The sequence below is a fragment of the Natrarchaeobius chitinivorans genome, from assembly GCF_003841505.1.
GTDB lineage: Archaea > Halobacteriota > Halobacteria > Halobacteriales > Natrialbaceae > Natrarchaeobius > Natrarchaeobius chitinivorans.
Genome location: NZ_REGA01000014.1, coordinates 15,050 through 31,703, shown reverse-complemented (window position 1 = coordinate 31,703; position 16,654 = coordinate 15,050). Strand labels below are relative to the sequence as shown.

The window sequence follows — 16,654 nt, the reverse complement described above, 5'->3', positions numbered from 1 at the left end:
GTGGACCGAATCGTACTGGGAAACGAGGAGTTCGAAGGACGCAACAACGCGTACGTCCTCACAGACGAGGAGACAGACGACCTCGCGCTCGTCGACACCGGCGTCTCGACCCCCGACATTCGCTCGGATCTCGAGGAGGGGCTCGCGGCGCGGGGCTACGAGTTCGCGGACGTCGACGACATCGTCCTCACCCACTTTCACGTCGACCACGCGGGGCTTTCCGGCGAGATCCAGGCCGAAAGCGACGCGACGGTCTACGTCCACGAAGCCGACGCGCCGCTGATCGAGGGAGATTCTGACGCCGTCGCTGCACTCGAGCAGCGCCGACGCGACCTCCTCGAGACGTGGGGGGTTCCCGACGAGCCGAAGGACGAACTGCTGACGTTACTCGGAGGTGTGCGGGCGATCGAAGGGGACCCGGCGGACGCGACGCCGATCGAGGACGGAACGGTCCTCGAGGTCGGCGGAACGACGCTCGAGACGATCCACGCGCCGGGACACGCCGCGGGCCTCTGCTGTTTCGAGATTCGAGACGGTGCGGACGACCGGGCGGCCGAGAGTGGGAACGAATCGGGCACGGAGGCGTTCGTGGGCGATGCGATCCTCCCGGTATACACGCCGAACGTGGGCGGGGCGGACGTCCGGGTCGATCGACCGCTCGAGAAGTACCTCGAGACGCTCCGGCTGATCGCCGGGCGCGAGTACGACCGCGTCTGGCCGGGCCACCGCGATCCGATCGACGACCCCGCCGGCCGTGCGATGACGATCCTCGAGCACCACCGCGAGCGGACCGGCAACGTCCTCGACGTTCTCCGGGAACACGGCCCCGCCGACGCCTGGACGGTCAGCGCCCACCTCTTCGGCGACCTCGAGGGGATCCACATCGTCCACGGGCCGGGCGAAGCGTACGCCCACCTCGACCACCTCCGCCACGAGGGAATCGTCGACCTCGAGAACGACGAGTACCGGCTCGTCGTGGACGACGTCGACCTCGAGGAACTCGTGTCCGAGACGGGCTGATACGGCCTACTGTGTTGACTTGCCGGTTTCCCGCGACCCGTCCGCAGTCTCACCGACAACGACGTACAAACGTTCGTACGAGGCAAAAGTTCGTATGGAGCGATAGTTCGTACGAAGCTTCGGCCTGCCCGTCGACCCGGTCCGGAACGCATTCGATCGAGCACCCATCGTGGCCGTTGGTAATGCCGGGCACAACGATACCCGTGGGCCCGTTGACGGATCGATATGGTCAGAGCCTCGACGGTCGTGATCCTCGCAGGAATCGCGTTGTTGTTCGTCCCTATTCCGCCGGTCGCGACGATTCTCGGCGTCCTGACGATCGTCGCCGGTATCGGTCTCAGACTCCTTACCGATCTGTGAGATCGACGTCGGACACGGAAAGGCGGTTTCGGCGTTCGCCAGGTTCGGAAGCAGCTCGTGTCTCGGCCCCGCTCGAGCGGGAAGCAACCGACCCGTAGAGAGTGGGGACCGCCCGCTTTCGAACGCCGTGTGCGGTGTGATCCGACAGCGTGGAGTTCGATACGGACAGTGTGGAGTTCGACATCGACCTTCTGGCGGCAGGAGCCGTCGGGTACCCTGTCAGTGAGTTCGAATTAAAAGTCACTGGGGCCGTCAATCGTGTGGATCCTTTATCAAGTCCGCAGGTGTGGGGAGAACGAACCATGAAGGCCTTCGTCATGGAAGGGGTCGGTGAGACGGGAATCACGGAGAAAACGCGTCCCGAGCCGGGGCCGGCGGATGCGATTTTGAAACCGACGAAGGGGTTGATCTGTACGTCGGATTGTCACACCGTCCACGGTGCGATCGGCGACCGCGAAGACCTCACGCTCGGCCACGAAATCGTCGGCGTCGTGGACGAGGTGGGTGAATCCGTCACCGACTTCGACGCCGGCGACCGCGTCGCGGTCGGCGCGATCACTCCCGACTGGCACTCGAAAGCCGCACAGGACGGCCACCCGTCCCAGTCCAATCAGGCGCTGGGCGGGTGGAAGTTCGCGAACGTCAAAGACGGGACGTTCGCGGAATACGCCCACGTAAACGACGCGGACGGGAACCTCGCACACATCCCAGACGACGTCAGCGACCACGAGGCGGCGTACACCGCTGACATGATGTCCACCGGATTCGCCGCCGCAGAGAACGCGGACGTCCCGGTTGGCGGTCGAGTTGTCGTCTTCGCCCAGGGGCCGGTCGGGTTGATGGCAACCAAGGGTGCGGCGTTGCAGGGTGCCGGCGAGATTATCGCGGTCGAAACCGTCGACGCGCGACAGGAACTCGCCGTGGAGTACGGCGCGGATCACGTGGTCGATTTCCAGGAGGGTGATCCGGTCGAGCAGATCATGGAACTGACCGACGGAGAGGGCGTCGACGCGGCCATCGAGGCGCTGGGCACGGACCGGACGTTACAGGACTGTATCAAGGTCGTGAAACCGGGAGGGACCGTCTCGAACGTCGGCTACCACGGCGACGGCGAGTTTCGTCACATTCCCCGTGAGGAGTGGGGCGTCGGAATGGCCGAGATCGACATCGTGACCGACCTGTGTCCGGGCGGACGGCTGCGCATCGAGCGGCTGTTGCGATTGCTCGAGACCGGCCGCGTCGATCCGACCCATATGACGACCCACGAGTTCGATTTCACAGAGATCGAGGAGGCGTTCGAGATGATGGACGAGAAAGCAAACGGCATCATCAAACCGCTCATCCACTTCGACTGATCGCCACGCGATCGAACTGATTCGAACGTCGAACGCGTCGTGCTGGCTGCCGTTAGGCCCTCGATTTTAACCACATCGGTCCGAACGACCCATCATGACGAAAACGCCGCGAGCCGTCGTCGTCGGCGGCGGACTGGCCGGGCTCGTCGCCGCCCGTCACCTCGCCGCCGCCGGTCTCGAGGTCACGCTTCTTGAGCGCCGAGACGCGGTCGGCGGACGGGTTCAGACGCGCGAACGCGACGGATACCGCTTCGACCGCGGATTTCAGGTTCTGTTCACCGCGTATCCTGCGGTCCGTCGGGAACTCGACCTCGAGTCGCTGGAGCTGTGCCGGTTCGATCCGGGGGCGACGGTCGCCCGGCCGGGACGGCGCTCGGTGCTCGCCGATCCGCTCCGTCGACCGCGAGCGACGCCGGAGACGGTGACATCGTCGGAGGTATCGACGATCGACAAGCTCCGGCTCGCGGCGCTTTGGTGGCGACTCGGTCGGACCGATCCCGAGGCGATCTTCGCCGGCGAGGACGAGTCGATCGAACGGTACCTGCGCGAGCGGGGGTTTTCCGAGCGGTTCCTCGAGAACTTCGCCCGTCCGTTCTACGGAGGGATAACCCTCGATCGGTCGTTATCGACCTCGAGTCGGGTGTTCGAGTACACGTTCCGGGCGCTCGCGACGGGCGACATCGCGGTTCCGGCGGCTGGGATGGGGGCGATCCCGAGGCAGTTGGCCGGCCGGGTCGAGGATGCGGGTGCGACGATCGAAACCGGCGTGGCGGTCGAGTCGGTCTCGAGCGACGGGGGCGACGACGGGAATTCTTCGGCTGTGAGCGTCGTCGCCGAGGATCGAACGATCGACGCGGACGCGGTCGTCGTCGCGACGGACCCGCCGACCGCCCGAGCGCTGACCGGCGTGAGCGACGTACCGACCGACGCCCGGTCGTGTCTCACGCAGTACTACGGGCTGCCGGGGGAATCGGCGCTGGGCGGCGAGAAGCGACTCTTGTTGAACGCGGCCGACGACGAGCCGAACCACGTCGTTCCACACAGCGCCGTCGCGCCCTCGCACGCGCCGGAGGGGCGGACGCTGCTCAGCGCGACGTACCTCGGAACCCCCGCGGAGACGGACGAGGAACTGACCGAGACGACGCGGCAGACGCTCGAGTCGTGGTTCCCCGGTCGACCGTTCGACGGCCTCGAACGACTCCGCACGGATCGCATCGAGTTCGCTCAGTTCGCACAGCCCCCAGGCGTGCACGACGGGCTCCCGAACGTTCGCGATCCAGCCGGGAGCGTCTATCTGGCCGGTGAGTACACCCACTGGTCATCGATACAGGGCGCGATGGAAAGCGGCCGCGACGCGGCGGCAGCGGTCGTCAGAGATCTATCGAAGTGAACGCTGTCACAACAGGTTTCGGCACTCTCCCAGCGGTGGGAACCACAGCGGTTCCCCGCTCGAGGCGTCCCGGACGGCCGGATGGAACGCGTCCGCGTCGGCGACCAGCGGTGACTGGAAGTCGCGGCTACGCATCCCGTTGACGGTCGCACCCGCCGCGGCCCGGGTGAACGCCGGAAGGACCAGCACGTCTGCGCCGTCGTACGCCTCCGGGCCGTAGAGAAAACACGGGCGTTTCCGACCGTCGACCGAGAGCGCCGGGTGGTCGTGACCGACGACGTACCGGGACGCGTCGGTCTCCGGCGGCTCGTGGCCGTGGCAGACGACCGTCTCGTCGTCGGGGAGACGGAACTCGGTGGTCGTCGTGCCGTCGAATACTTCCTCGAGCATCGTATCGTGATTGCCGGGCGTGACGACCAGCGACGCGTCGGCGTCGTCGACGAGCGCCTCGAGTTCGTCCAGATCCTCCTCGACGCCACGGGGAACGTACCTAAAGGAGTGTAACAGATCGCCGGCGACGACGACGGTCGCCGGCTCGGTTCGCTCGAGCAACCCGGCGAGTCGGTGGTGGACGTCCGCGCCGTCGCCGATCGGGGCGTCGACGTTCGAGGCGACTCCGCGTCCGAGGTGGACGTCTGCGACGACCAGGGTGTCGGCCTCGGGGACGACGATCGCCCGCTCCTCGAAGCCGAGGCCGAGGTCGACGTTCGCCGCGGTCACCGTTCCGACTCGGATCCGCCGTCGGCGCGGATCTCCTCTTTTCCGAGCGCTTCGAAGAGGTCGTACTCGTTGCCCGTCAGGACGAACAGGACGTCCTCCAGGGGCTCGAGGACCTCGGGGACGATCTTGATGACCAGGTAGGTGATTCCGACCAGCGCGACGACCGAGAGGAGCTGGGCGATGTAATTGTGCGCCACGAGAAAGGAGACGCGGTTCGGCTGTGCGCCCATGTACGTCGTCATGAACGAGACCAGCCACTCCTGCTGGAACCAGCCCCACGGAGAGGCCAGGCCGATGAAGACGTTGCGAACGAGGTTGAGCAGCCAGATGATCCCCACGGCGAGTGCGATACCGGCGACCTTGCGCTCTATGGGCGCTTTCACGGCGGCGATCAGGCCGCCGAAGATGGCCATGCTGCCGATGCCGGTGCAAGCGAGGACGATGTACGTCGTTCGTCCGGTGACCGTCTCGTCCGGATCGAAGTTAAAGCGGCTCTGGTAGCCGTTTACCCCCTCGTTGATACCTGGGCTGTATCCGAGCAGTTCCATCCCGTAGTGAGTCTGGGCGGCGGTCGTCTCGATGAGCCACTGGCGGACGAACGGAATCGTCTCGGCCGGGAGGTAGATCAGCCCCATGATCGCGACGGCTTTCGAGAGCAATAGCAACGACTCCCGCCCGCCGTACAGGAGGTAGCCGGTGTACGCACAGAGGGGTAACGCGGCGAGAGCCAGCACCGTCTGGAGCGGGCTCTGTGCATCGTAGTAGTAGTACGGCACCATCGTCAGCCAGAAGACGCCGAAGACGAGCCAGGCGGCCGCGGCGAGGACGCGAGCCGGGTCGACGGCACCGCGCCACTGGAGGACGATAGCGAGGAAGAACGCACCGATCGCGACCCACGCGAGCGCGTCCGTCAGGCCCGATTCGAGAAGCGCCGGCACGATCGGTGAGGAGCCAGCGGTCTCGAGGCCGATGGCCGGGATCGACCCGGTCCCGGCTGGTGGGGACGACATATTCACGCTGAACGAAACACTCTCGCGCTATCAACTTGACGCCTCGTCGCAGCCCCCGAGGTGACGCCTCGTCACGCCCCCCGAAGTGTCCTCCGCGTCGCGTGTCCTCCGGCCGAAATCGAGCTGAACGACGAAACGGATAGACTGGACCACGACATTGATACCAATACACACGCCCTTCAGCGATCGACCGGTCGGAGCGGTCCCCGCTCGAGCGACGCGGATCTGACGGGCTGAGTTCGCCCCGACCGGAGTCGCCGTCACGGGGGACGTATCGAAGCCGTTTTCCCCGGTGCGGCCGTTCGATCGCGTATGAACGGCGGCAGCGACATGACCCTGGCGTTCGAACTCGAGGCCCTGAAGGAACTCGCCTCGCCCGAGTCGGTGTTCGAAGACGCCAGAGGGTGGACCGAATACATCGGCGTCGTCTCCGAGAAACCGACGTACGTCGTGACGAACTTCACGCGCAAAAACCGGATTCGCCAGGACTTCTTCTCGGGACCCCGGGGCAAAGCCGAGAGCCTCCAGGGCGTCAAAAACCAATTCGACACCGAGCGGTACGTCTTCGTGGGTGCCGACGACGAGGACGAGACGCTGGCGGACGACGTCGGCTGGGAGTACCTCGCCGTCGAGGACGCCGCCGAGGCGGCTGACTGGGTGCTGGCGACGACCGGCGACCTGGACGAAGAGGACAGCGAACCGGTCCGGGACGACTGGCCGTAGGACCGACCGACGACGGGTTTCCCGCCTTCCCCCGTCTCGGTCTCCCCTTTTCCTCTCCGCTTCGATCCGCCTCTTTTCTCTCCGTTTCGATCCACCACTTCTCTCTTCGGCTCGATTCGCTCCTTCCGATTTCGGTTCGATCCGTCGCCCGCTCTCGAGTCGCCGACCTTATGACTTCGCCCGCCGAACGACGAGTAATGGCAGAACCCCGGGTCCCGGGATCCGACCCCGATCGGCGACTCGAGCTTCCGTGTGGGGAGACGATCGATCCCCACGACGTCGACATCGGGATGCGCGAGTACACCTGTTCTTGTGGAACGCGCCACGCCGTCGTCACCGACGTCCACCCGCCCTCGCGCTTTTTCCCCGAATCGCTCGTCGGCGTCCTCCGGGAGACGATCGACACCGCGGACGAGTTCGAACAGTTCGGAACCCCGCATCTCATGGGCGTCGTGCTCGAGGAGTTCCCCGAGAAGGTGGTCGTCCACGACGCGAGCGACGACGGTGCCGTCGGCTACGCACTGGTGTGGATCACCGACTTCGACGCCCGCCGACTCCACGAGATCGTCGTCGAACTCGTCGTCGAACTGATGGAGCACGCGATCAGCCACGCCGAGGACGAGGAGTCGATCGGCCAGTTCGAGTCACAGATGCTCGAGTTCGACGTCAGCGAGTTCGTCGACCAGTACCGCGCCCAGCGGGACTTCGAGAGCGAACACGACCGGGCGCTGTAGCGTTTTCGCCGCCGAGCGTATCAGACGGTTTACTGTCGGCATCAGACGGTTAACTGTCAGCACCGTACGATTTACTGTAGTCACGTCCGGCGCACCCGCGACCCGGGCGGCGGGTGCGTCGGAAAATCGGTACAGCAATCCGTGTCGATACCGACCCCAGAAGCTATTGATCCGTCGGCCGAACCCCCCTTCACGATGACGACCGACACGGTCGGCCGATTCGAACGCGAACTCGAGAGCCTCGACGTCGGACTGTCACGGGCTCGAGCCGTCGACGCTCGCAGGGCGATCGAAACGGTGCTCGAGAACCCATCGATCGGCGTCGGACTACCCTTCGACGGCGTCTCGTTGCCGGCGGAAGTGGAGACGGAACCGACCCCGGCCGATCTGATCGACGCCCGGACCGGCGTCACGCCCGCCCGGTTCGCGATCGCGGAGTACGGAACCGTCGCCATCGAGTCGAGGACAGCGGGCGACGAACCGGTTAGCCTCTACCCGGAGCGCCACGTCGCCGTCGTCGCCGAGAGCGACGTCGTATCTGACCTGAGCGCCGGCTTCGGCAGGATCGCCGACGCGTTCGCGGCGGGCGAGGACAGTCTCGTCTTCGCGACCGGCCGGAGCGCGACCGCCGACATGGGCGACCTCGTTCACGGCGTCCACGGTCCCGGCGAGGTGCACGTGATCGTCCTGGAGGATCGGTGACGGCGATGGTCGAGCGACACACCGCCGCAACGCGCGAACGGACGGCGGCCCGGCTCCGGCACCTGATGGAAACCGAGGGAACTGCGGTTCACGCACAGGCATCCGCGGACAACGACCACCGGTACCAGGCCTACGCGGGGACGACGGATCTCGAGGATCTGCGAACCGAAGCGCGAGTGATTAAAGAAACCGCGATCGATCGGCTTCCCGGCCTGATCGAGACCGTCCGCGAGGCGGTCGAGGAAAACGGTGGTTCGGTCTACGTCGCGACGGACGCGGCAGACGCGAACGCGTACGTCGCCGACGTCGTTGCCGAGGCCGGTTCCGCGGACGCCGCGAGCGACGCCAGCGGCGATCCGTCGCCGTCGGTCGTCAAGAGCAAGTCGATGACGACCGAGGAGATCGACCTCAACGACGCGCTGGCACGGGAGGGGATCGACGTCTACGAGACCGACCTCGGCGAGTGGGTGCTCCAGGTCGCCGACGACACGCCCTCACACATCGTCGGTCCGGCGATGCACCTCAGCCGCGAGGAGATCGCCAACCTCGTCACCGAACGGTTCGACCCCGAGGAGGAACTCGAGACGGCGACCGATCTCACCAGGTTCGCACGGGACTACCTGGGCGAGCGGATTCGCGAGGCGGACGTGGGGGTGACGGGTGCGAACTTCGTCGTCGCCGAGACGGGAACGATCGCGCTCGTGACGAACGAGGGCAACGCGCGCAAGTGTGCGGTCACTCCCGACACTCACGTCGCCGTCGCCGGCATCGAGAAACTGATTCCGTCCGTGGCGGATCTCGAGCCGTTCGTCGAACTCATCGCGAAGAGTGCGACCGGCCAGCCCATCTCCCAGTACGTCACGATGCTCACGCCGCCGACGGACTCGCCGACGATCGACTTCGATACCCCCGACGAACCGATCGCGGAACGCGGAACTGACGCGAAACCCACTGGCAGCGACTCGGGCGAGCCGGACGAACCCGCGGACTCGAGCGTGGCGAGCGACGACGGCTCGAGCGACCGCGAGTTCCACCTCGTCTTGCTCGACAACGGCCGGACGGCGATGCGCGAGGACGACCAGCTTCGCGAGACGCTGTATTGCATCCGCTGTGGCGCGTGTTCGAACTCCTGTGTGAACTTCCACTCCGTCGGCGGCCACGGTTTCGGCGGCGAAACCTACTCCGGCGGGATCGCGACCGGCTGGGAGGCCGGCGTCCACGGCCGGGACTCTGCGGCCGGGTTCAACGACCTCTGTACCGGCTGTACGCGCTGTGTCGACGCCTGTCCGGTCGAGATCGACGTCCCGTGGATCAACACCGTCGTCAGGGACCGCATCAACCGCGGGGCCGACCCCGAGGCGTACGACTTCCTCGTCGACGGACTCGCGCCGGACGCCGAGGAAGGCGGGTTCGACCTCGGAAAGCGCGCCTTCGGCAACGTGGCAACCCTCGCGAAACTGGGATCAGCGACGGCACCAGTCTCGAACTGGCTCGCCGACGCGTCGCCCGTTCGCGCGTTGCTCGAACGCGCTCTCGGCATCGACCGTCGCCGCGACCTGCCGACGTTCCGACGGGAGACGCTCGTGGACTGGTTCGAAACTCGAGGGGGAGCGGACGCCTCGCGACGACGATCGGAGCGGACCGCCGGTTCCGGCGGCGACGTCGACCGGGAGGCCGTCCTCTACCCCGACGTCTACACGAACTACGTCGACACCGCCCGTGGAAAGGCCGCGGTTCGGACGCTCGAGGCCCTCGGCGTCCCCGTCGTCGTCCCGTCGCTCCCCGAGAGCGGTCGCGCCCCCCTCTCCCAGGGGATGATCGCCACGGCGGATCGACAGGCGAGCCGTGTGTACGCCGGGGTCGCCGAACATCTCGACGCCGGTCGCGATTTGGTGGTCGTCGAGCCGTCCGATCTCGCCGCGTTCCGGCGAGAGTACGAGCGGTTCCTGCCGGAGCGATCGTACCGGCGTCTCCGGGAGAACAGCTACGAAATCTCTGAGTACGTCTACGGATTGCTCGAGAACGGGGCCGATCACGCCGCGCTCTCGACGGGGGCGGGCGAGGAGCCGATCGCGTATCACTCCCACTGCCAGCAGCGGACGCTCGACCTCGAGGCCCCGACGGTCGCGGTGCTCGAGCGCTGTGGATACGCGCCGCGGACCACGAACGCCGAGTGCTGTGGCATGGCCGGCTCGTTCGGCTACAAGCGCGAATATTACGAGTTAAGTATGGACGTGGGCGGACGGCTGGCCGCCGAGTTCGACGAAGACGAGTTCGTCGTCGCCTCCGGTACGTCGTGTGGCGACCAGCTCGAGGCGCTGTTAGAGCGGCCAGTTCCGCACCCGATCGAGGTGCTGGCACCGGACCCGTGACTGGCGGGATGGTAATCTTCGGGCTCCGCCGCCGGCCCCAGTTCCCGCTCCGCCGCCGGCCTCAACTCCCGCTGCGCCGCCGGCCCGGAACCGTTTCGACGCGTTCGCCCCTCGAGAACCGTTTCGGCGGCGAAAAAGCTCCTCGAGGGGTTAATCTATTCGGAGAGGGTCAATCGCGTTCGCGTCGCAAAGAGCGGCGGTCGTCACTCCTCGAACAGGTCGTCGACCGCCTCGCGTGCGGCCAGTGCGGCGTCGTCGGCGACCTGCTCGGGGTCGAGGTCGTCCGTCTCGGGTGCGTTGAGGTAGACGTCGACCTCGAGGACGCCTTCTTCGAACGTGACGGTGACGTCGCAGTCGCGGACGTCAGACTGTTTGTACCGCGAGAAGATCAGTCCCTCCGCGGCGTCGGAAGCGGTCTGGACGACCGCCTCGTCCGTCGGTTCGTCCTGGCTCATCTACGCGCCGCCGGCACCGGGGCCGCCGGGACCGGCCGGGCCGCCCATTCCGCCGCCTCCGCCGAGCAGCCCCTCCAGTTCTTCCTGCAGGCTCTCGAACTGGTCCTGCACGCGGTCTTCCTGTTTCTCGAGCGTCTCGAGGCGAATCTCGAGTGAGTTCACTTTGTCGTCGAGTTCCTCTTCGGCTTCGTCGTACTCCGTCTCGACGAGAAGTTCGCCGACCTGTCGGTACATCGCCGTATCGTCGTCGATGTTCTCGAGTTCCTCGAGGGCGTTTTCGGCCTCTGTGAGGCTCGACTCGGCTTCTTGCTTCTGGACGGCGACCTGCTGTGCGGTCTCCTGAAGGTCCTGAAGCTGTTCGATCTTTTCCTGGGCCTCCGGCGGCAGATTTCCTTGCATATCTCGACCGTCGCCCTCCGGACTGATAAAGCCAAGCTTTGACGTCGGACGGTCGGGCCGTCGACGGCAGGCCACACGCCTTTCTCGGCGATCGATGTGAACGGACGTGATGCGACGGCGCGAGGCGCTCGCAACCGGAGGCGGCCTGCTCGCAGGGGTATCGGCCGGTTGCCTCGAATCGCTCCGGCGGGAGGACGCCTGGCGCGAACTCGTCGTCGACCCGCCCGACGGCGTTTACGTGCCGTCACACGCCGACGAGATGCTGAGTTACGGGACGACGACCGCGGCCGGACGAGAGATTTCGATCGGAGCGACCCGACCCCACTCGTTCTGGACCGTCACCGACGAGGAACTGAGTCGGTCCGACGTTCGCTCGAGACACGCGCTTCACCTGATGGTCGACGTCCGCGACGGGGAGACGGGCACGGTGGTCCCAGCGCCGGTGACGACGACGCTCCGACGGGGAAGCGACGGCGAGCGAGTCGATCGACGGGACCTCTGGCCGATGCTTTCACAGCGAATGGGCGTCCACTACGGGGACAACGTCCCGATCGAGGACGGTGGGACCTATACGGTGACGGTACGGGTCGGACCGACGAGCGCGGATGTGAACACGACCGAAACGCCTGCAGGGAAACTGGCGGAGCCGACGACCGTCGGTCTCGAGTTCGAGTACGAGCCGGCCGCGATCGAGGGGCTCGAACGCCGTCTGATCGACGAGGACGAGGACCGCGGAGACCCCGCTGCCCTCGAGCCGATGGGGTGTTGCGGCGACGGGCGCGACGAACCGGCGTTCGACGGGCCGGATGCGGTGCGAATCGGTTCCGGTACGACCGGCGACGTCGTCTTCGTCGCGGCGCTCTTCGGCGGGGCTGATCGAAGCGGAAGGGAGTCGCCCGTGCTCGCCGTCGCGTTGCTGACGCCGCACAACCGATATCCGCTCCCGTTCGCCGCGGTTTCCGCGGACGTCTTCCGAGAGAACGATCGGATCGCGACCGGCTCCCCTCGGGAGACGATCGATCCACGCCACGGCCACCGCTACGGAACCCGCGTCGAACCCGACGTTCTCGAACGGGGGGACGAACTCGCGATCAGCCTCGATACGCCCCCACAGGTGGCTCGTCACGAGGGGTACGAAACCGCGTTTCTCGAGGGTGAGACGACGTTGTCGCTCGCGAAACGAGAGGCGTGACCGAATCGGACCGATGTGATCGAGGAGCGGACCTCGCTGCGTGATCAGTCGGTCGTGTGCCCGTCGGCCGCCCGGAGGATGACGAGGCCGACCACGAGTAGAAGGGCGCTCACGACGAGCCAGTGGAGGTTCCACGCTTCGGTACCGTGGACGACGTTGTGCAAGTCGAGCACGTAGTGGCTGACGACGCCGTCGACGACGTTGAAGACGGCCATTCCGACGACGATCGAACCGACGAGGTATCGCGTCGAGAACCGATCGTCGGACCCGTTGACGAGCCGCCAGAGGAGTCCGAACCCGACCGCCATAACCGCGAGCATGGCCATGAGGAACAGCCCGTCGAACATGACGTTCGTCCGGTAGCCGTCGAGGCTGTACGGGTCGTAAAACCCGGACAGGAGGTGATGGGTCTGTAACGTCAGGTGGAAGACCACGGTGTCGACGACGGCACCGAACCCGAACCCGATCGTCCCGGCCGAGAGGAGGAGCCGCCGACCCCCGCCGGTGTCTGTCGCCATACGCACTCTTTTCGGCCGGTGTTCAAAAGTCCGGAACCGGCAACTGCCGCGAACGGCATCGGAGCTGCGCAGTCGGTTCGAGCGGACTCGAGCGGGACGGGGGGGACCCGCGACGTGATCCGACCGCTCGAGGGAATTCACACCGTGAGCCGACGGGGCGATCGAATCAGGTCAGCCCTACTCGGGACGCTCCCCACCGACCGCCATCGTTCGTTCGGCGACGTCGATCAACGAGAACCAGGTGTTCAACGCGGCTCGAAGCGCGACGACGTCGTCTGCATCGATCTCGAGACGGACACATCTCCCGTCTCGGTCGATCGTCGTTCGGGATCGCTCGTCGTCGATTTCGCCGATCTCGCGGACGACGCTCTCGGCGACGATGCGCGCGGTCGACGCGGACTCGTAGTCGAACACGAGGGTCGCGTCGTGAGAATTCACGGCCCGTTACTGGACGCCGACTTCCTTGACGTCGCGGCTGCGTTCTTTCAGCAACACGCGGTGTCCGCAGTACGGACAGCGGACGCCGCCGTACTCGTCGAGCTGGACGTCGCGTTTACAGCGAGAGCATTTGTAACTCATTCGTAACGTAGTCGGGATTACTCGTCGTCTTCGGAGAGCGCTGCGCGGATCGAGCGTTTGACGGTCCGGCCGGCTGGCGTCTCCGGGCGGTAGGCCCCGCCCGTGAACACTTCGCCGGTCTCTTCGTTCTTCCAGATGCCGGTTCCGACGCGGGTGACGTCGTCGCCGTCGACCTGAGCGTTTTGCATGTCGTCTTCGATCTCGCTGACGCGGCGTCGTGCGACCCGCCCGTAGCGTGCGCCGAAGCGACCCGCGCTACCGACTTTTCCTTTCTCGGCCATAGTAGTGGTACCTATCGCCAGCGGCTTCATAAAGCTGTTGAGTCACGTCGATCCGCCGTCCGTCCGCTGGGCGACGGGACCGGCGAGCAGTTCCCCGAAGATCAACGCGAGCGCCGAGAGGTACCCAAGCGGTGCGAGCGGAACGGCGAGGAGTCCGGTCGCGAGCCCCGTTGCTGTAATGATCGAGCGAATCACGAGCCCGCTGACCGCGAGCGCGGGAACCGCTGCCAGAACGGCGTCGGGACGGTCGATCATGCTAATTACATCTAATTACTGCGGAGTGGATAAGGAGCGGACAACCAGCAGACAGTGTCACTTCCACCGGATCGTGACGGAAAGGAGTGACGTACAGTCGGCTACCTGATCGTGTCCGGGATTCGCTCGATCACGTCCGTCGCGATGACGCCGGGGCCGTACTCGGCCGTCGCGAGTTCGCCGGTCTTGCCGAGGATCCACGCCCCGAGTTCGGCGGCCTCGCGCCGACTCATCCCCTGGCCGAGCAACGATGCGACGATCCCGACGAGCGTATCGCCCGTTCCGGCGACCGAAAGCGCCGAGGTTCCCGTTTCGTTGTGCAGTCGCTCGCCACCGGCGACGATTTCGTCGACGTCTCCGGTCAGCGTGATGACCGCCCCCGTTTCCGTCGAAAACGACTCGAGCGAGCCGTAGGCGTCGTATATCGGCCCGTCCTCCGAGCCACTCGGGGTGAGTATCGCGTTCGTGAGATCTGCCTCGAGTCCGGGTTCGATCGCGAGCGCGTCGACGACGGTCGGAACGGCGGCGGCGTCGATGGCCTCGCGGACGGCTTCGCCGTCGGCGTCGGTGAGTCCCGGGCCGATCGCGAACGCGTCGGCCCACTCGGCCATCTCGCGGGTACGCTCGAGGGCACTCTCCCCGAACCGTTCGCCGGGGTACCGATCCACCAGCAGGTTCGGCGACTGGCTCGCGACGATACCGTGGATCGGCTCGGAAACGAGCGCCCGGACGTGATCGGATCCCGTCCGGAGTGCAGCACGTCCGACGAGCGCGGGCTGGTTCGGATACGCGATACTTCCGCCGACGATGCCGACGCGTCCGTTGTCCTGTCCCGTTTCCTCGGCGACGTTCGAGAGCGTTCGCTGGAGGCGTGCCATAGGAACCGTCGCGACCGATCGCCGGTAGACGTTCGGCTGGCGTACTCCTGCCCGAGTCGGCGAACCTGACGGAATCCGATAGGCGATATCAGCGCCGTCCGGACTCGAGTGTGCCCGTCCGCCCTCGTCGACTGCCAACAGTATAGTGGCTGGCCGTCGTAGCTCCGTCGGACTATGTTCGCGGACAGATCCGACGCGGGCGAACGACTCGCAGCGGAACTCGAGCGCCGCGGCGTCGCGGCCGACGTCGTCCTCGGTATCCCTCGAGGGGCGTTGCCGGTCGCCCGGCCGGTCGCGGACGCCCTCGGAGCGGAACTCGACGTCGTGGTCGCACGGAAGATGGGCGCGCCGAACAACCCCGAACTCGCGCTGGGCGCGGTCGGAAGCGACGGCACCGTCTGGCTCAACGACGACCTCGTCGATCGGCTGGGAGTCTCCGATTCCTACCTCGAGGATAGCCGGGCAGAAGAGTCCGAAAACGCGCGAAAGAAGGCGGATCGGTATCGCGACTCCGACGGCATGCCCGATCTCGAGGGAACGCGAGTGGTCGTCGTCGACGACGGCGTGGCCACCGGCGCGACTGCGACGGCCTGTCTTCGAGAGGTTCGAGAGAGGGGAGCCGATCACGTGATGCTCGCGGTCCCGGTCGGCTCTCCCGGAACCGTCGACTCGCTCGAGTCCGAGGCGGACGCGGTGATCGCCCTCCGGACGCCGGCGGACTTCCGCGCGGTCGGCCAGTACTACCGCGATTTCGGGCAGGTGAGCGATCGGGAGGCGATCGAATATCTCGACGGCGATCGGTGACTCGCCACGGCCCCTTCCAGTGCTCGAGGGGCGATGTGGCTCGGCTGGCCGAGGGGCGATACTGCTTCGGCTGGCCGAGGGGCGATACTGCTTCGGCTGGCCGAGGTCAGTCGACTAGTATCCGTTCGGGAGAGCCCGAGGGCGAGCGGATCGGGACGGTGACGTCTCGCACGTCCGCCCGGGATTCGAGGCCCTCGAGGCGGCGGCGAATGCCGTCGTGGTGGGCGACGCCGACGACCGCGACGACGTCGTACCCCTCCAGCCGGAGGGCGTGGAGACGCTCGGCCATGGCGCGATCCCGCCGGTCGATCAACACCTCGGCGACGTTGGGGACGAGCCGCCGGAGGCGGTCGATCATCGGCCGAACGTCTTCGCCCGACTCGATCTCACCCGGCGCAAGCAGTGTCGCGTTCGACGGTTCGATCCGCTCGGCCCGCCTCGAGCGCATCAGCCGGCGGAGTATCCGCGGGAGCGTCGTCAGGCTGACTCCACCGACGATCCCGGAAAACGTCTCTTCGATCGGATCGTCCACGAGGGCGACGTTGGCGTCCAGTTCCGCGGCGGTTTCGATCGCGACGCCCATGTCGGTCGTCTCGAGGTCGAACCCGTAGAGGCGGACGACCGTCCGCTGGAGCGCCCGAACGGCGGCATAGGCGGCCGCCGGAGCCGGTGCAACCGCTCGAGCGAGATCGAAAACCACCGGGTCGGCGTCCCGGTCGACGTACTCGTACCGGGACGCGCCGAGTTCGACCGCGACGAGATCGGGGTCCTCGTCGCGGATGGCGGATCGAACGCGGCGGCAGTGGCTCACGGAGAAGTGGACGCTGGGCACGATGGTGATCGATCCGTTCGCGGACACGGCTCCCACCTACGTTCACGACCCTCTTCAACCGAAAGGCACCCTTTC

21 protein-coding genes are annotated in these 16,654 nt (G+C 66.4%); 10 read left to right on the top strand and 11 right to left on the bottom strand.

Features of this window, described 5'->3' with window-relative positions; genetic code table 11:
* The 4 genes from EA473_RS14865 (at window position 1) to EA473_RS14850 (ending at window position 4,125) form a co-directional block, all read left to right on the top strand.
* Window positions 1–1,020: an MBL fold metallo-hydrolase gene (locus tag EA473_RS14865; RefSeq protein WP_124196442.1), complete on the top strand. Its 1,020-nt coding sequence runs from the start codon at window positions 1–3 to the stop codon at window positions 1,018–1,020.
* 225 nt (window positions 1,021–1,245) lie between these two features.
* The gene (locus tag EA473_RS14860) at window positions 1,246–1,380 is read left to right on the top strand and encodes a transporter (protein ID WP_124196441.1); all 135 of its coding nucleotides are present in this window, start codon (window positions 1,246–1,248) and stop codon (window positions 1,378–1,380) included.
* A gap of 302 nt (window positions 1,381–1,682) precedes the next feature.
* Window positions 1,683–2,735 (top strand): NAD(P)-dependent alcohol dehydrogenase, encoded by a 1,053-nt coding sequence (locus EA473_RS14855; RefSeq protein ID WP_124196440.1) that lies wholly within the window; start codon window positions 1,683–1,685, stop codon window positions 2,733–2,735.
* Window positions 2,736–2,829: 94 nt separating this feature from the next.
* A complete protein-coding gene (locus EA473_RS14850; RefSeq protein WP_124196439.1) occupies window positions 2,830–4,125 on the top strand; it encodes an NAD(P)/FAD-dependent oxidoreductase in 1,296 nt (431 codons plus the stop codon).
* Window positions 4,126–4,131: 6 nt separating this feature from the next.
* On the opposite strand, the gene EA473_RS14845 is transcribed toward EA473_RS14850, so the two are convergent.
* Both EA473_RS14845 and artA read right to left on the bottom strand, forming a co-directional pair.
* On the bottom strand, window positions 4,132–4,845 hold the full coding sequence (locus EA473_RS14845) for a metallophosphoesterase (RefSeq protein WP_124196438.1): 714 nt from the start codon (window positions 4,843–4,845) through the stop codon (window positions 4,132–4,134).
* Window positions 4,842–5,855, bottom strand: a complete 1,014-nt coding sequence (artA, locus tag EA473_RS14840) for an archaeosortase A (protein ID WP_124196437.1) — start codon at window positions 5,853–5,855, stop codon at window positions 4,842–4,844. Before artA ends, EA473_RS14845 begins: the two co-directional genes overlap by 4 nt.
* A gap of 312 nt (window positions 5,856–6,167) precedes the next feature.
* On the opposite strand from artA, the gene EA473_RS14835 reads away from it, so the two are divergent.
* From EA473_RS14835 to EA473_RS14820, 4 genes are all read left to right on the top strand, one after another.
* Window positions 6,168–6,578, top strand: coding sequence for a DUF7124 domain-containing protein (locus tag EA473_RS14835; protein ID WP_124196436.1), 411 nt, complete (start codon window positions 6,168–6,170; stop codon window positions 6,576–6,578).
* 197 nt (window positions 6,579–6,775) lie between these two features.
* On the top strand, window positions 6,776–7,312 hold the full coding sequence (locus EA473_RS14830) for a DUF5815 family protein (protein WP_124196435.1): 537 nt from the start codon (window positions 6,776–6,778) through the stop codon (window positions 7,310–7,312).
* Between the two features lie 195 nt (window positions 7,313–7,507).
* The gene (locus tag EA473_RS14825; RefSeq protein WP_124196434.1) at window positions 7,508–8,014 is read left to right on the top strand and encodes an LUD domain-containing protein; all 507 of its coding nucleotides are present in this window, start codon (window positions 7,508–7,510) and stop codon (window positions 8,012–8,014) included.
* A gap of 5 nt (window positions 8,015–8,019) precedes the next feature.
* Window positions 8,020–10,386, top strand: a complete 2,367-nt coding sequence (locus tag EA473_RS14820) for an LUD domain-containing protein (protein WP_124196433.1) — start codon at window positions 8,020–8,022, stop codon at window positions 10,384–10,386.
* Window positions 10,387–10,589: 203 nt separating this feature from the next.
* On the opposite strand, the gene EA473_RS14815 is transcribed toward EA473_RS14820, so the two are convergent.
* Both EA473_RS14815 and EA473_RS14810 read right to left on the bottom strand, forming a co-directional pair.
* Window positions 10,590–10,841, bottom strand: a complete 252-nt coding sequence (locus EA473_RS14815) for a DUF3194 domain-containing protein (protein WP_124196432.1) — start codon at window positions 10,839–10,841, stop codon at window positions 10,590–10,592.
* Window positions 10,842–11,240: a prefoldin subunit beta gene (locus tag EA473_RS14810; RefSeq protein WP_124196431.1), complete on the bottom strand. Its 399-nt coding sequence runs from the start codon at window positions 11,238–11,240 to the stop codon at window positions 10,842–10,844. It lies immediately after the preceding gene.
* Window positions 11,241–11,349: 109 nt separating this feature from the next.
* On the opposite strand from EA473_RS14810, the gene EA473_RS14805 reads away from it, so the two are divergent.
* Entirely contained in the window at window positions 11,350–12,432 is a 1,083-nt protein-coding gene (locus tag EA473_RS14805; protein WP_124196430.1) for an iron transporter, read from the top strand.
* A gap of 44 nt (window positions 12,433–12,476) precedes the next feature.
* On the opposite strand, the gene EA473_RS14800 is transcribed toward EA473_RS14805, so the two are convergent.
* The 6 genes from EA473_RS14800 to EA473_RS14775 form a co-directional block, all read right to left on the bottom strand.
* Window positions 12,477–12,950 (bottom strand): DUF2243 domain-containing protein, encoded by a 474-nt coding sequence (locus tag EA473_RS14800; RefSeq protein ID WP_124196429.1) that lies wholly within the window; start codon window positions 12,948–12,950, stop codon window positions 12,477–12,479.
* A gap of 177 nt (window positions 12,951–13,127) precedes the next feature.
* Window positions 13,128–13,388 (bottom strand): KEOPS complex subunit Pcc1, encoded by a 261-nt coding sequence (locus EA473_RS14795; RefSeq protein WP_124196428.1) that lies wholly within the window; start codon window positions 13,386–13,388, stop codon window positions 13,128–13,130.
* A gap of 6 nt (window positions 13,389–13,394) precedes the next feature.
* Window positions 13,395–13,529, bottom strand: coding sequence for a DNA-directed RNA polymerase subunit P (locus EA473_RS14790; protein WP_124196427.1), 135 nt, complete (start codon window positions 13,527–13,529; stop codon window positions 13,395–13,397).
* Window positions 13,530–13,546: 17 nt separating this feature from the next.
* Window positions 13,547–13,810 carry a 50S ribosomal protein L37ae gene (locus tag EA473_RS14785; RefSeq protein WP_124196426.1) on the bottom strand — a complete coding sequence of 88 codons (264 nt, stop codon included), beginning with the start codon at window positions 13,808–13,810 and terminating at the stop codon, window positions 13,547–13,549.
* A 42-nt stretch (window positions 13,811–13,852) separates the two neighbouring features.
* Entirely contained in the window at window positions 13,853–14,065 is a 213-nt protein-coding gene (locus tag EA473_RS14780) for a hypothetical protein (RefSeq protein ID WP_124196425.1), read from the bottom strand.
* Window positions 14,066–14,166: 101 nt separating this feature from the next.
* Window positions 14,167–14,943 carry an NAD(P)H-hydrate dehydratase gene (locus EA473_RS14775; RefSeq protein ID WP_124196424.1) on the bottom strand — a complete coding sequence of 259 codons (777 nt, stop codon included), beginning with the start codon at window positions 14,941–14,943 and terminating at the stop codon, window positions 14,167–14,169.
* 174 nt (window positions 14,944–15,117) lie between these two features.
* Here EA473_RS14775 and EA473_RS14770 point away from each other — a divergent pair, with 174 nt between their 5' ends.
* Window positions 15,118–15,747 carry a phosphoribosyltransferase gene (locus tag EA473_RS14770; RefSeq protein ID WP_124196423.1) on the top strand — a complete coding sequence of 210 codons (630 nt, stop codon included), beginning with the start codon at window positions 15,118–15,120 and terminating at the stop codon, window positions 15,745–15,747.
* A gap of 106 nt (window positions 15,748–15,853) precedes the next feature.
* On the opposite strand, the gene EA473_RS14765 is transcribed toward EA473_RS14770, so the two are convergent.
* The gene (locus tag EA473_RS14765; protein ID WP_243645274.1) at window positions 15,854–16,615 is read right to left on the bottom strand and encodes a TraB/GumN family protein; all 762 of its coding nucleotides are present in this window, start codon (window positions 16,613–16,615) and stop codon (window positions 15,854–15,856) included.
* Between the last annotated feature and the right edge of the window lie 39 nt (window positions 16,616–16,654).

What these genes read in the sequence shown, in the direction of transcription:
- EA473_RS14860 (WP_124196441.1), top strand. Translation starts at nt 1,246, where the DNA reads ATGGTCAGAGCCTCGACGGTCGTGATCCTCGCAGGAATCGCGTTGTTG.
- EA473_RS14855 (WP_124196440.1), top strand. Translation starts at nt 1,683, where the DNA reads ATGAAGGCCTTCGTCATGGAAGGGGTCGGTGAGACGGGAATCACGGAG.
- EA473_RS14850 (WP_124196439.1), top strand. Translation starts at nt 2,830, where the DNA reads ATGACGAAAACGCCGCGAGCCGTCGTCGTCGGCGGCGGACTGGCCGGG.
- artA (WP_124196437.1), bottom strand. Translation starts at nt 5,855, where the DNA reads ATGTCGTCCCCACCAGCCGGGACCGGGTCGATCCCGGCCATCGGCCTC.
- EA473_RS14835 (WP_124196436.1), top strand. Translation starts at nt 6,168, where the DNA reads ATGAACGGCGGCAGCGACATGACCCTGGCGTTCGAACTCGAGGCCCTG.
- EA473_RS14830 (WP_124196435.1), top strand. Translation starts at nt 6,776, where the DNA reads ATGGCAGAACCCCGGGTCCCGGGATCCGACCCCGATCGGCGACTCGAG.
- EA473_RS14825 (WP_124196434.1), top strand. Translation starts at nt 7,508, where the DNA reads ATGACGACCGACACGGTCGGCCGATTCGAACGCGAACTCGAGAGCCTC.
- EA473_RS14820 (WP_124196433.1), top strand. Translation starts at nt 8,020, where the DNA reads ATGGTCGAGCGACACACCGCCGCAACGCGCGAACGGACGGCGGCCCGG.
- EA473_RS14815 (WP_124196432.1), bottom strand. Translation starts at nt 10,841, where the DNA reads ATGAGCCAGGACGAACCGACGGACGAGGCGGTCGTCCAGACCGCTTCC.
- EA473_RS14810 (WP_124196431.1), bottom strand. Translation starts at nt 11,240, where the DNA reads ATGCAAGGAAATCTGCCGCCGGAGGCCCAGGAAAAGATCGAACAGCTT.
- EA473_RS14805 (WP_124196430.1), top strand. Translation starts at nt 11,350, where the DNA reads ATGCGACGGCGCGAGGCGCTCGCAACCGGAGGCGGCCTGCTCGCAGGG.
- EA473_RS14800 (WP_124196429.1), bottom strand. Translation starts at nt 12,950, where the DNA reads ATGGCGACAGACACCGGCGGGGGTCGGCGGCTCCTCCTCTCGGCCGGG.
- EA473_RS14790 (WP_124196427.1), bottom strand. Translation starts at nt 13,529, where the DNA reads ATGAGTTACAAATGCTCTCGCTGTAAACGCGACGTCCAGCTCGACGAG.
- EA473_RS14785 (WP_124196426.1), bottom strand. Translation starts at nt 13,810, where the DNA reads ATGGCCGAGAAAGGAAAAGTCGGTAGCGCGGGTCGCTTCGGCGCACGC.
- EA473_RS14780 (WP_124196425.1), bottom strand. Translation starts at nt 14,065, where the DNA reads ATGATCGACCGTCCCGACGCCGTTCTGGCAGCGGTTCCCGCGCTCGCG.
- EA473_RS14775 (WP_124196424.1), bottom strand. Translation starts at nt 14,943, where the DNA reads ATGGCACGCCTCCAGCGAACGCTCTCGAACGTCGCCGAGGAAACGGGA.
- EA473_RS14770 (WP_124196423.1), top strand. Translation starts at nt 15,118, where the DNA reads ATGTTCGCGGACAGATCCGACGCGGGCGAACGACTCGCAGCGGAACTC.